The sequence below is a fragment of the Enterobacter sp. CRENT-193 genome (assembly GCF_002787395.1).
Taxonomy (GTDB): Bacteria; Pseudomonadota; Gammaproteobacteria; order Enterobacterales; family Enterobacteriaceae; genus Enterobacter; species Enterobacter hormaechei_C.
Window position 1 is genome coordinate 247,815 of sequence record NZ_CP024813.1, and the last position, 13,466, is coordinate 261,280.

Here is a 13,466-nt window from a genome sequence, read left to right on the forward strand (position 1 = left end):
CGCCATTACAATTGTTCAAATCTTCAACATGGATTTTTTGTTAGGTGTTCGGTAGGGTGAAAAGTAACTTTTAGTATTTTCTTAAGGCTTGAATAAGCCTTAAATCTATCCCTTCAACCACACCGCTTACTTGTAACACTTTTTAACCAAACTAACCAGAATTTTATCAAAAATTCCTGCGCATGCTAACGAAATGTGAAGCGATTAAAAAAAAACCTAAATCCAGCCCCTCCCAACGTTGGATTAGAATAACGACGTCTTTCACTGACCGTCATAAACTGACATTTTTACTTTTCATCAACCTCATGCTTACATAGGATCACTAAACAAAGAAAAGTGACCCTATGAATGCCTCACATAGGGTCACTTATGTTTGAAAAGTGACCCTATGTAATGTCGTCATAGGGTCACTTTTTATAAAAGTGTCACTATGGACAAAGTTCCATAGGGTCATTTTTTTTGGAAAAGTGGCACTAGATATATGTATAACTTTAATAGAGCAATGCACATTATCAAAAGCAATAATCCACAATGGTCATTCTGTCAAAAGTAACTTTAGGGGGTAGCGATGGAAGTGAGGCTAAACTCGCTGTTACTGTTTCTGAAGGCCCCTCCCGAATGGGGGAAACAGCGAGTGCATTACATCTGTTCAATTCCCTCATCAAAGAGCATTCAAAAATCTTCTGTTCGTGAAAAAAAACGGAAATTTCCTCCGGTATAGTAATTTCACATCAGGAGGCGTCATGAGTAATTCAAATCTTATAAGTTCTATAGAGCTAACACGTAAAAATTTACGTGCTCAGATTGAAGGTTTGCGTGTTGAGGCTGAAGATCTCATTACAAAATACTGGATCAAGTGGAAGGAACGAAACCACCAAGAGATTAACCTTACCCGACATAGCAAAGTTCCAAAGAGGGAGTACCTGGGTTCTTACGCACCAAAAGTTGAGCTAATTGGTAATGCCAGAAAAGTAACGATCACTTGGCATCAGTTCAGCCCTTATAAAACAAGAGCGCCTAGCCACATGTCAAAACGGGTGCAACCAATGAAAAGTGGAAAATATTCTAAGAACTGTTTTGTAAACCATGCCAGCTGGGAATACGAAATGATTTCTGAAACGGAAGCATTGCTGGAGCCTTACAGAGAAATGCTTGAGCTCTATCATTCAGCATATATCGAACTTGGACGAAAAATCCGTCAATACTCAAAAACTAAGGTGGCACAATGAACGACGCAATTATCACGGACAATGAGCGTATTAACATTGAACCAAAAGATGTAATGGTAAAAGGTTCAAATAAAAAGCAAGGCGTAAACGCTCAAACTTCTACTCAACGTAGACCAGAGCACCAGGGTATGGCCAAAGTTATTATTAACCCCGGCACCCCAGACTTTAACCGGTTTTTAACTGCCAGAAATGGAGCAGTCATCAGAGGTTTTGATGATGTGAGTATCGCTATTTCCTCTCTCTTTAAAACGGTTGATGCAGTTAAACATCCTGACCTTGTTCAGGCTATTCAGGATTGGTTCAACGAGCTGCATGAAGAAAACAATAAGATGAAAGAAAATCTTGTTGCTTATATTAAGTCAATTGAGTTCGACAAGAATGACTCATTCATGTCATCAACTCAGTTTGTACCTTTCAGTTTTGAACCAGTACAACTCAACTTCAATAACCACAACACCATGAGGTTTTACAAGTACATCTTCGAGATGAACCAGCTCATGAACACAATGTATGAGTACAACTCATTGGGTTTACTGGCTGTAAGCGACTATCCGGTTATGTCTCACAACATTATAAAGAGTATTAATTTATATGTTGAGAATGTGAAAAAGACTCTGAATGTTTCTCGCCGTAAGGATGGGCCATACAGTCCAGCAGAGTTCATCACCAAAGTAATGCAATATAAAAGTGTGCAGGCATACATTGCAGCCGAACTGTCAGGCAAACGTCGATAAGGTATGATGATGAATTTCAGGGCGCTGTATTTATGTATTAAACGGATTTTGGGGATATTCTCATCTCAGGAGAATGATGCAACCTCTGTAATGATTGAGGATATATCAAGCCTCTCTCCTTTTGCGCAGATTCTAGGAGATCAGAAGTACACTGTTCCTGATCATCCAAATCCAGAAGTCCTGAAATTCATCGAGTATCCAACTCGTCCGACGGGCATACAGACATTTAATGAACAGTCAATCCTGTCTCTGTATCGGGAAAAGCTGCACTCAATTTCAATGATGTTAGCTATCAGCGATAGCGACATCAGGGACGATGCATATACATTTACTAATTTAGTTTTAAAGCCCTTGGTTGAATATGTTCGCTGGATACATCTTTTGCCAGCTTCCGAAAATCATCATCATAATGGTATTGGTGGGTTACTTTCTCACAGCCTGGAAGTGGCCATACTCTCTTTAAAAAATGCGCATCACTCAGAACTGAGACCAATCGGATATCAAGATGAAGAAGTAGTCCGTAGAAAAGTATATCTCTATGCTGCGTTTATCTGTGGTTTAGTCCATGATGCCGGAAAGGTTTACGATCTCGACATTGTAAGCCTGAATTTAGCTAGTCCGATCATTTGGACGCCAAGCTCACAAAGTCTTCTTGACTGGGCACGTGAAAATGACGTGGTTGAATACGAAATCCACTGGCGAAAGCGTATTCATAATCAACATAATATCTGGTCCAGCGTTTTCCTTGAGCGAATCCTAAACCCGGTATGTCTTGCATTTTTGGATCGGGTAAATAAAGAACGTGTTTATTCAAAAATGATCACCGCCCTAAACGTTTATACTGATGGGAATGACTTTTTGTCTAAATGCGTGAGGACCGCTGATTTCTATTCTACTGGTACAGACCTTAATGTTTTACGTGACCCTATCATGGGTCTGCGTTCTAATGATGCAGCAGCAAGGGCCATTAGTACCATCAAGCACAACTTTACCAGTATCAATATCAACAATTACAATGCTAAGCCTATGCACATCATTATCGTAAATGGTGAGGTATACCTTAACGAGAACGCATTCCTTGATTTTGTTCTCAATGATTTCGAATTACATAAATATAACTTCCCTCAGGGAGAGGCTGGTAAGACCGTATTGGTAGAATCCCTAGTTCAACGTGGTTACGTCGAGCCCTATGATGATGAGCGTGTCGTTCACTACTTCATTCCGGGTATCTATTCGGAAAACGAAATATCAAACATCTTTAGAAATGGGATAGGGAAACTAGAATTCTATAACCTTCTTAAGCTAAGGTGGATTGGTTTAATCTTTGATTCCTATAAAATCCCTGACTCAGTGCCGGGTCTTTTTAGCGTTAATGCCAATAAAGACTTTATTTACATTGACGAGCAAAAAACAGTTACTGAATACAGAAGACCAGTGCCCGGTCGGGACGTTATAACTAAAATTACTGATACTGTTGAGACGGCTGTTCTTAAGGTTAATGATTTAGGCCGCTCCTCTGCCTCTATTGATGTTGATATACATTCTAAGAAAAATGAAGGCTCATCCGACGATTTTGAGAAGAAAGCCGAAAGTGATAATGAAATTGATAATGACACGCAGATAGTTAAATCTGAGGGTGAGGAAGCAGCTGATCCTGTCATTCCTGATATAGAAGAAAGTGAAGATGAATCGGCAAAGGACACGGAATCCCATGTCCTGGTCAACCAACTTCATGAACTCCTTTTAAGCGCTCCACTTTCCAATGACTATATAGTGTGTGTTGATGCTGTCCCCTACCTCAACATAGATACCACTATGGCATTGCTGCCGGGATTAGATGAAAAAGCATTCAGTGAAGAGCCCTATTTCCAACTGACATTCAGAGAAGGCTCTCTCGATGGAATGTGGATAGTAAGGGACATTGACGATCTGCGTTTAGTCCAGCTCGGCGATAACTGCGCCGGGTTCCAGCTCACCTATCATGAGCCAAGAAGGCCAACAACTTTAAAGTCACTTTTCAATACTTCTATGTATCAGGCATTAGTGATTAATGATGAGTCTTCTGTTGAAAACTCTGCCCCACGTCCAAAGCAAACGCTTGAGCTGCCTCCCCCACGTGTAAATGCAGTCGAAGAACATTCTGGCGACGTGGAATATCATGGAACCGATAGTGCATCCGCGACTGGTCCGCTGAAAACTGAGGCTGTGGAATATGAACATTATCAACATCTTTTTGAGAAAGAAGATGAAGAGCATGAGATCATTGATTATACCGATTTCTCACAGCTTAGTGTTTCTCGGCCAGAAGTCGGTAGTTGTGCAACAAGCTCTTCGGTCCATAATGAAAAGCTTCTCTCCGAGCCGTCAGAATTACCAGAACTTAACCGAGAACAGAACGCTGATCCCCAGGGTACGAATGAACGCTCTATGGATGTTTCTGTAGGACAAGAAAACTCAGAACCAGATACTGAGGGTAACTGCCCACCACCAGCTGAAGTTGTGTATTCCCAGACCGAAGCAGCCGCAACCAGTGTGATGGCAAGTGAAGAGCCCGCCTTACCTCCTGTACTTGAAGAATCAAATGGAGAGCATGCGCCCACAGACGCTAAGGGGCATCATCTTTCGCCAGCACTGGCCAGACTGTTCGCCCCAACAGCACCGGTAGAAAAACAAAATCCCAAGCGCAACCGGAATAAATCATCGGACAAAGCAGAAGTACAAAAACCAGCATCACCTGTTTCTGGTCACAATCTGAACAGTAAAGTCTTTGCATCTACTGAATCAGACCAAAATGGTGAATTCTCGCTTATAAGCGAAGGTGACGTTACAGAGCTTGAATTTGTAGAAATTGCGTTAGTACTGCATCAAATTCTGTCCAAAATGGAGGTGGCGTTTAAAAGAAAGCGCAAAAACAGATTTATGGTAAGTACTCCTAATACTCTCTATCTGACCCAATCTTGCGTGGAAAAATTTGGGTCGCAGTTAGAGGCTCAAGATCTTTTCAATAAGCTTCCTCAGTACCTCGTTAATTCTGGTGCTGTGATCAATACAAAATGCCATGCATTTAACATGCCTACTTTGCTGGCCGCATCAGACCGGGCGAAAGTGGACATTGAACGAATTATCAATAACCTGAAAGAGGCTGGGAACCTATAATGTCAGATTCGAAGAGGACTAACCTCCATGCACAAGAGAATTTTTATCGGCCTATTCTTGAGTATCGTAGTGCCTCAATACTTTTGATTTGTTCGGTTTCTATGCTTTATATGGGACTTTCTTCAGACGGACTGGACATCGCCCCAATAGTTCTGTTCACCTCAATATTGCTTTTTTTGCTGTGCCTTTATCGTTGCAAAACAGCAGCGCCATTTTTGATGGCTCATTGGCGTGTATTCAAGCGACATTTCATGTTCGTTAGTCTTGATTCACTGCGTGTAATTAACAAAAGTAACTTTTTCTCCAATGAGCGAAAGTATCGTCAACTGGTTCAGGATTATCAAAATAAAAATAAGGATATACCCGAGCGAAAGTCCTATTTTTGTGATGGGTTTGAGTGGGGTCCGGAACATGCGGATCGGGCATATCAAATAGCTAACCTCTCCAGTGATAAACGTGAGATCGAGTTGCCATTCGTCTTCAACCCAATTAAGAGACATTTTGACGCAATGGCTCGTAAGATGGGCGGCAGCAATGCAATTTTTGCTGTGGAACGTAGGGAACCCATATTTGTAACTGAAGACAATTGGTTTGGTCATACTCTGATAACCGGAAACGTGGGTACCGGGAAAACGGTGCTACAGCGTTTACTAAGCATTAGCATGCTTCATCTTGGTCATGTTGTTGTTGTCATAGATCCAAAGAACGATGCAGAGTGGCGAGAATCTCTAATGGAAGAGGCTAAGACCCTCGGTCTTCCTTTCTATAAATTTCATCCTGGCCAGCCAGCATCTTCGGTCTGTATTGATGTCTGCAACACCTATACTAATGTTTCTGACCTAACATCTCGTCTTTTGAGCTTGGTGACAGTTCCCGGTGAGGTTAACCCATTCGTTCAGTATGCCAAGGCTCTCGTTTCCAATGTGATTTCCGGGCTTTCTTACATAGAGAAAAAGCCTTCTATTTATCTGATTCACAAGAACATGAAAAGCCACATGTCTATTGTGAATCTTACAGTCAAGGTAATGGAGTCATGTTACGCGAGATATTATGGTTACGATGTCTGGACCGAAAAAGTTAAGTACGTCGCTAACGATACCTTGCCGGTACGTTTCAAGCGTCTCGCTGAATGGTTTACGGCTCATTTCATGAATTACGAGGGGTCCGAACAAATAGACTGGTTAGATACTGTTTCCCAGCTTATTGATTACTCAATGTCCGACCCAGAGCATATGGCTAAAATGACCGCAGGTATTATGCCTGTTTTCGATATGCTCATTGAAAAACCTTTAAATGAGCTTTTATCTCCTAACCCGAACTCAGTATCATCAAGAGAAATTGTAACAAGCGAAGGGATGTTCAGCACTGGCGGGGTGCTATACATTTCGCTTGATGGCCTTTCAAACCCCGATACAGCAGCTGCTATTTCTCAATTAATAATGTCAGATCTGACCTCCTGTGCCGGTAGTCGCTACAACGCTCAAGATGGTGATATGTCAGCTAATTCCAGGATAAGTATTTTTGTTGATGAGGCACACTCAGCCATTAACAACCCTATGATTAACCTTCTGGCGCAGGGTCGTGCAGCGAAAATTGCACTGTTTATTTGCACCCAAACCATCTCCGACTTTATTGCTGCGGCAAGTGTTGAAACTGCCAATCGAATTACGGGGCTCTGCAACAATTATATAAGCTTGCGAGTCAACGATACTCCTACTCAGACGCTTGTTGTAGAGAACTTTGGTAAGAGTGCGATAAGCACAAATATGGTCACTTATACGACCGGTTCAGAAACATCTTTGCCGCATAATAACTTCTCAGGTTCAATCTCAGAAAGAAAGCAGACAACTTTAGAAGAGAGTATTCCAAAGGATCTCTTGGGTCAGGTCCCTATGTTTCACATAGTTGCCAGGCTTCAAGATGGCAGGAAGGTTGTAGGCCAAATCCCTATTGCTGTTGCTGAGAAACAAATGAAGCCAAACACAACTCTGTCGGAAATGCTTTTCAAGAAGGCCGGAAAAGTTACTTTGCGTCAAAATCTCGATATCAAAAATCTTAATAAATTTCTAAGGAAGTTGCATTGATGGATGAAAAAATTGTCCTGACGCGCCAGCAAATTTTAAGCTCTGCACTAAAAGTCAGCAAATGTCGCTCGCTCGTAAAAAGGCGCTTTCAGTCTTTGGGTTTAAAGTACGCAGATTCTCAGGAAGTTCGAGATCGGCTAACTATGATAGAAAAAAACGCGTTTCATCATTTGGGAAAATTTTGTCAGAGCAACGATATCGATTCCCTATTCTCCATGGCAAATACCCTGTCTGAGCTTTTCCTTTTAAAGGGAGAGTTGATCACGACTGATCCCTTTGGGGACCGTGAAACCAGCTACTGGTCGGTACCACAAGGATCATGCCATGAATGGATTCAATCACTGACCACCAGCGAAGGTCCTGAACGTAAATTCGTTAGTTTCCGTATTTCTTTCGATAACAATGACGTACGGTGTGATCTTGTAAAAAAGAATGCCCGTATGCTTGGTTGTTATCTTTTGCCTTATTTCGTCGATTTAACACGCACGGTGGGCGCATTCATTAATTTGCCAGGTAGTGTCTCTTTTAAACAAGTACAGCGCATCAAACCCCAGATTCATCCAGAAACAACACATAGTCATATAGTTACTATTGAGGACTCTCCCTTTCTTTCTCGGTTAAAATTTAAAATCATTACTGCCATAGATCAGCTTCCTGACCCTAATGGCCTTTATACAAACACCTTTAACAGCATTATTGACCGTGCACTGCTGACTCATCTCAAAACCGAACAGGAAAAAATAGATAGTCCAAGAGTCTGCAAAAATGTGATTTCGGCTTTTGCCGACTCAACTCTTTCTCTGCCGGTGTTTAACATCGGCCTAAACGAGCAGTACAGATACTGGACGCCGTGGGGCATCAACTTTATAGAATTTTCCCGCCAGGCCGCAAAAGCAAGGACCGCTGTATTTGTTCCTGATGTGGGACAGATCGAGTGGAAAAGCGCAGAGCATAAAGAACTGGCGGAGTTAAGCCTCATCGACCAAATCATACCTAAACAGTACCACTGGCTCCTGGGTATCCCGACGATGTGGCGTAACAACTATTGCAATCACGATCAGAGGCTAGCTCTTTTTCGTGAATGGAGGGAAAGCAATGGCTGCGGATAATACAAGCAGGGCAGCAGTGCTCAGAACAATGCTTTTTTTTGGCATGGTCATTTATTTTGGTTACAGCTTGGCTTTCCAGAATACTGAGGAGCTCAAATATCAGATTACTCAGGAGGTTAATGCAAGCCGGTCCATCATATCAAATGACCGTTGGAAGTCTGTCATTGCAAATAGTGAAGCGACTTTAAATTGGTTGGTACATGACTATAAGTTAATTGACTATCTGAATACTATTCTGATCCCTGACACCAAAAAACCAGCCAGAGGTATTAACATTGTTGCTGAAAAATTTACCTCTATTAATTACACTATGGCCAAAAACATACCCCTCTTACTTTATCAGTCCATTTTCCGGTGGAACTTAATCCTGGGGTGGCTAATCGTTTTTCTGCCCTATCTATTTGCCATGCTAGCAGATGGAATGTACCAGTGGAAATTGAAGAGGTACGTATTTGGTAAGGTTACAGTTCAGTTTTATCGTATTTGGTTTCGAGCATTTTGGGTGATCAGTGCTTTAACGATGGTCTACCTGGTCATGCCAAATATGTCACTATTTAACAATATCGCTCAACTTTTCCCACCAGTCGCTTTATTGATACTGGGAATTGCATTGAATCGCTTGTGGTCTAACTTTCAAAAACTCATGTAAAGGTGGTCAGATGTTAAGCAGTAAAAAAAGGAAGTCCCCTACAAATATCAAAGAATCGCTCAATGATAACGCTGACCGTTTTTATAAGATGTTTCGCATTCATACCACGGCAAAAGTTGCTATGTCGCTAATTGCCATGACCGCTGTAGGGTTTTCTTTCTACAATCTTTACGAACAATGGCAGGACGCTGAAGGGAAGAAAGACCATATAGCTGTAATACGGATTTCTGGCGAGATGGGTACCGGCTCGGAAACGGGCGATGGAACAGTGATCGCAACAGCTCTTGCCAAAGCTTACAATAATCCCCATGCCAAAGCAGTTATTATCGAGGCAGAGTCAGGTGGTGGTGGTCCCTCTGACGCCATCATTATTTACCGCCAGATAAACGCGCTTAAAAACCACCAGCCACAGATTGAACGCGTATCAGATGCCGGTGGCTCTCTTTCATCTGTAGCCGCTGACAAGAGTAACAAAACCGGGAGCACAGAACGTGGCGATGAAGCACGGTCGAAGCAAAACTCCCTCGAAGTACTCTCCAGCGGTACCGGTCGTTTTTTCTCTGATATCGCAGACTCATATAAACCAATCATCGTTAGTGTGAAAGGCATATGCGCATCCGCATGCTATTACGCGGTATCGCCCGCTGATGCAATTTATGCCGACAGTAATGCCCTGATCGGTTCTATCGGTGTGCGTATGGACCACTGGAATCTGTCAGAGATCATGAGCACAGTAGGCGTCAAGAATGAGCCCCTTACGGCCGGTGAGTTCAAAGATGCTCTTGACCCCTTCCACCCATTGTCCGATTCAACGAGGGAGTTCATGCAGAAGGAGATCCTGAACACGATGCATGAAAAATTTATAACTGATGTTGAACTTGGACGGGGTAAAAAGCTTCTCTCGCGTCATGATGCCGATGCTGTTTCTCTCTATTCAGGCCGTGTATGGCCAACACCTCAGGCAGTTAAGTACGGCCTGGTGGATGGAGATCTTACGTCAGTAGAGATCCGTACACGTCTTTCAAAAATGTACTCCACTGACACGTTCAAAAACTACAATGAGCCTCATCGTAATCTCCGTTCTGCACTCGGCATGCTGATGAGCCTGTCTTCAAATATTGAGAGCCTTACCGGTACCACTACCCGCTTAGTAGAATCTGTTAATGCCACCAGCTACCCCTCTGTGAGGTAACATGGATGCTTTCAATCTGCTGTGGAGCATTACGGGGGTAGCTTTCATTATCCTTATTTTCGTCGTGTTGCTGTGTCTGTTGGGATTTATGACCTCTGCCATAGCGGAACGGCGGACTGCAAAGGCAATTGAATCTGGGCTTCCTGAAGAAGCTCAGGGGCTACTTAGTGATCTCACCTTTCAGTTGTCGGCTCATAGCACTACGCAGGTTGATCACATTCTCGTAGCCCCACATGGTATATACGTCATAGAGCAGAAAAACTACGTAGGCAAGCTCTACGGTACTCTGGAGGAAAGCCACTGGCGGAAATGGACTCAGTCCCGAACCCTCAAGTTGCAGAACCCGTTTAAGCAAAACCAGGGGCACATCAGGGCTATTCAGTCTGCTCTTAAGGCTAGAGAACTGGAATGTATCAATGTCGTCATCATAAACGGACGTTGTAAGTTTGATGGCATCAAGCCGGAATGGTTATGTATGGGGATGGACGATTTTATCCATAAAGTCAAACAACGACGAGGGCTACGGTTGTTCACACCGGAGTCTGTTCAGCACATCTGTTCGGTGTTGAAGTCAACAAGGAAGTCGCCAGGGCTCTATACGGACCTTACTCATATTCATAACATAACGACAAAGTACAAAGCCCCGATGAAATTCGAGCAACGAGTAACATACATTCTGCTCAACTTTATCCATTATCTGTGGGCAAGTCTGTTCACTAAGCAGAAGCCTTAGCGCTCTATCATTGGTAAGGCTGTAAAATGTCTGCAAAAGGCCCCATCGGTAAATTGTTGGGGCTTTTTCTTTGCGTAGTTCTGATACGGTTTATCCTGTGGAGCATTATGGCCACCAGCCAGCTGGTGACTGGCCAACGCTTTGTATGACGTAGCCTACTCAGGGCAGGCTATTTTAGAGGGACCGATTTTTATCCGGGCTAATTTAGAAAGAGATAATTTGAACTTAGGCGGGCTGACCACCAGCAGAGAGGTAAATCACTAGCCGGTGATATTGACAGAAGTCGTCAGGGGTTTAACGCCGGAATATTTTGCCAGGCCTCCTGCAAGGTCTGCAAGACTTCTACAAGTGATAGTGACGGCCACAGGACTGTTTCCGTCATTATCACTCCAGGTGGCTCGCACTCTACTGGTACCAGAATTAAAACAACACGAGTTCCTTTTACCTGGTAGGCAAGGTTTACTGCCGGTTGGCGGTAGGAGGCCAGTACACCCTCACCATATTGAGCAGGGTTACTTGCCCAGTTCCGCACCATTGCATACACCTGAGGCATATACCGACTATCCAGATCCCCTTTGGGCCGTCTGAACGGCACGATTTCTTCTGAGCGGTAGGTGGTCGTTGTTGTATTGGTTGTCATCTTTGTCACCTCCCCTGTTCGTCCATTTAGAGTTTTAAGCTGCTTTACACATCACACTCAACTGATTATTTAAGCTGGTCATCGTCTCTGGCCAGCATAGCCCAACCATTCGCCTGGTTTTCGCGGGAGTAAGGATTCATTTCAAAATAACTATCTACCGCGTCGCTGTCCGCAACAGAACTGTTGTTAGCTCTCTTTGAACCCTGAACCACTACAGCATCAACCTCTGCGGCTTTCCCGTTGCGCTGTACCAGGATTTTAACCGTATTGGGCTTACGTCTTGCGAGCAGTTTGTTGGCGATAAAAAGCACAACAATCCAGGCCAAAAGCACGTATAAAAATGTATTCATAATGCCCTCCTTTGTATGTGATTATTATACCTGCTTCCATTGCAGGCCAAACAGGTTCGGTGCATGAAAAATAGACTTCTCTCCGGCGTATAGCAATCTACTTACTGATCTGTTTTCGTATCAAACTGTATGGCATAACCGAGGGGCGTACGTGGTGAGTCAGAAAGTTACTTTTCCGTAATAGTTAATTTCAGATCCTTCTTCCAGTTACGCTTCAGTATAAAACCGATACCCTCTAATTCAGCATCCTTCACGTTTAATACGCTTCACTTTAAGGCAGGGCTTTTCGGTTGAAATGAATTCTTTTTCCGGTTGCTGGACATGGGTTTCATCCTGATAGTTAAAGTTGCAGGCTATCAGTCACCACCACCACCTCCGTCACCTCCTCCACCGCCACCATCACAACCACCAGCTATGCTATTTTCACCATTACAATCACCTCCGAGGGGGTTCAAATGGCTGCTCCCCTGTAGATGGTGTCCTTGCCAGATCGAACCCGAACCAGCGCCTCCTGAGCGTCTTTGCTTGCCCTGAGGCAATTGTGCAGGCTCACCAGCACCGGCGGTACCAAAAATGTCCCGGGCAATTTTATAAAGAAGGTAAAAAGGTACGCCCAGCATCATAAAAAAGATTACTGAAAATATTACACGTTCCATTGATGATCTCCTGTCTTGTGAGAGACCAGTTATATCAGGGTGATTCAGTATTTCCGTTTAGAAAAGAGTACTAATTTGGCCCTGTTCGCTCTTAATTTGCCATCCGGGAAAAAGTCATAGGGATAGGCCTGCCAGAGTCAATAACTTCCAGTGATCTGGAGGAGACCCCGGCTCTCTGAGCCCTCATGGATGGTACGGCTTTACCCCTTGTAAACAGATTCACGTTCCGCAGGACAAACATCGACTACTGACGTCTCATATTTGCTGACGCTAATCCGACGTCTCATTGCCGTCTGCTTGTTTTCTTTAAAGGGTGTATTAGACGAATATCAAATCGGAATGGTAGGGGATGTGTGGGCACCATGCCCGGCCCTCTTTGAGCATCTGAGAGATTGGAGACCTAGCCGGGTAAGATAGCTACTTTCTTACGGGTTACCCTTCAAATCCAAAGACGAAACGGACGCTGCCGTTCTCCACGTGGAGACGCTTTACTTCTTCGACAAATTCCTGGATCACCTCTCCGGCGTTATCGGGTGGTATGGCTGACAAAATTTCTTCCGAAGTCAGCCATGAGTATGAATGTTCACCGAATAAATCATCATCTTCGGACGGTATATCATCAGGTAATCCGCGTAATGCGTGGATAAAAACTGCTGATGTGCTCGCCCTTTCACGATCTACATCAAATCCGAGCCAGGCAAAGTGGAGATATGATCGGTCCCCTTTATAATTGCTTGATAAATTAATCCATTTACCAGGCTTTTCTTCCCTTTGAAATCGCCAGCAGATATCAATGCCCATTAAGAAACTCCATTACTATCGTTCGTATGAGATAACTATCATTTCAGAATACTATGACTTCTTCCCGTATAGAACTAATCGCTCACGCCATTTAGCTACTTACTTTTTTTACGTACGCTTGCAGCGCAGTACC

The 13,466-nt window shown here is 43.5% G+C and carries 12 protein-coding genes; 8 read left to right on the plus strand and 4 right to left on the minus strand.

The window, feature by feature from the left end:
* Positions 1–743 precede the first annotated feature (743 nt).
* The 8 genes from mobI to CU081_RS25500 are packed head-to-tail and all read left to right on the plus strand — an operon-like array spanning position 744 to position 10,886.
* On the plus strand, positions 744–1,229 hold the full coding sequence (gene mobI, locus CU081_RS25465; protein WP_000071885.1) for a conjugative transfer protein MobI(A/C): 486 nt from the start codon (positions 744–746) through the stop codon (positions 1,227–1,229).
* On the plus strand, positions 1,226–1,963 hold the full coding sequence (locus tag CU081_RS25470; protein WP_000995978.1) for a hypothetical protein: 738 nt from the start codon (positions 1,226–1,228) through the stop codon (positions 1,961–1,963). The genes mobI and CU081_RS25470 overlap by 4 nt, the downstream gene beginning before the upstream one ends.
* A gap of 9 nt (positions 1,964–1,972) precedes the next feature.
* On the plus strand, positions 1,973–5,119 hold the full coding sequence (mobH, locus tag CU081_RS25475; protein ID WP_001011152.1) for a MobH family relaxase: 3,147 nt from the start codon (positions 1,973–1,975) through the stop codon (positions 5,117–5,119).
* Entirely contained in the window at positions 5,119–7,203 is a 2,085-nt protein-coding gene (gene traD / locus CU081_RS25480) for a conjugative transfer system coupling protein TraD (RefSeq protein WP_001284073.1), read from the plus strand. Before mobH ends, traD begins: the two co-directional genes overlap by 1 nt.
* The gene (locus CU081_RS25485) at positions 7,203–8,312 is read left to right on the plus strand and encodes a hypothetical protein (protein ID WP_000343600.1); all 1,110 of its coding nucleotides are present in this window, start codon (positions 7,203–7,205) and stop codon (positions 8,310–8,312) included. The genes traD and CU081_RS25485 overlap by 1 nt, the downstream gene beginning before the upstream one ends.
* Positions 8,299–8,961 carry a DUF4400 domain-containing protein gene (locus tag CU081_RS25490; protein WP_000718549.1) on the plus strand — a complete coding sequence of 221 codons (663 nt, stop codon included), beginning with the start codon at positions 8,299–8,301 and terminating at the stop codon, positions 8,959–8,961. Before CU081_RS25485 ends, CU081_RS25490 begins: the two co-directional genes overlap by 14 nt.
* Positions 8,962–8,971: 10 nt before the next feature.
* Positions 8,972–10,153: a S49 family peptidase gene (locus CU081_RS25495; RefSeq protein WP_000952985.1), complete on the plus strand. Its 1,182-nt coding sequence runs from the start codon at positions 8,972–8,974 to the stop codon at positions 10,151–10,153.
* A gap of 1 nt (position 10,154) precedes the next feature.
* Positions 10,155–10,886 (plus strand): nuclease-related domain-containing protein, encoded by a 732-nt coding sequence (locus tag CU081_RS25500; protein WP_000338612.1) that lies wholly within the window; start codon positions 10,155–10,157, stop codon positions 10,884–10,886.
* A gap of 286 nt (positions 10,887–11,172) precedes the next feature.
* On the opposite strand, the gene CU081_RS25505 is transcribed toward CU081_RS25500, so the two are convergent.
* From CU081_RS25505 to CU081_RS25520, 4 genes are all read right to left on the minus strand, one after another.
* Positions 11,173–11,526, minus strand: a complete 354-nt coding sequence (locus CU081_RS25505; RefSeq protein WP_000210769.1) for a hypothetical protein — start codon at positions 11,524–11,526, stop codon at positions 11,173–11,175.
* A 65-nt stretch (positions 11,527–11,591) separates the two neighbouring features.
* The gene (locus CU081_RS25510) at positions 11,592–11,876 is read right to left on the minus strand and encodes a hypothetical protein (RefSeq protein ID WP_001091367.1); all 285 of its coding nucleotides are present in this window, start codon (positions 11,874–11,876) and stop codon (positions 11,592–11,594) included.
* A gap of 356 nt (positions 11,877–12,232) precedes the next feature.
* The gene (locus CU081_RS25515) at positions 12,233–12,532 is read right to left on the minus strand and encodes a hypothetical protein (RefSeq protein WP_000442693.1); all 300 of its coding nucleotides are present in this window, start codon (positions 12,530–12,532) and stop codon (positions 12,233–12,235) included.
* Between the two features lie 432 nt (positions 12,533–12,964).
* Positions 12,965–13,333 (minus strand): hypothetical protein, encoded by a 369-nt coding sequence (locus tag CU081_RS25520; protein ID WP_100185531.1) that lies wholly within the window; start codon positions 13,331–13,333, stop codon positions 12,965–12,967.
* Between the last annotated feature and the right edge of the window lie 133 nt (positions 13,334–13,466).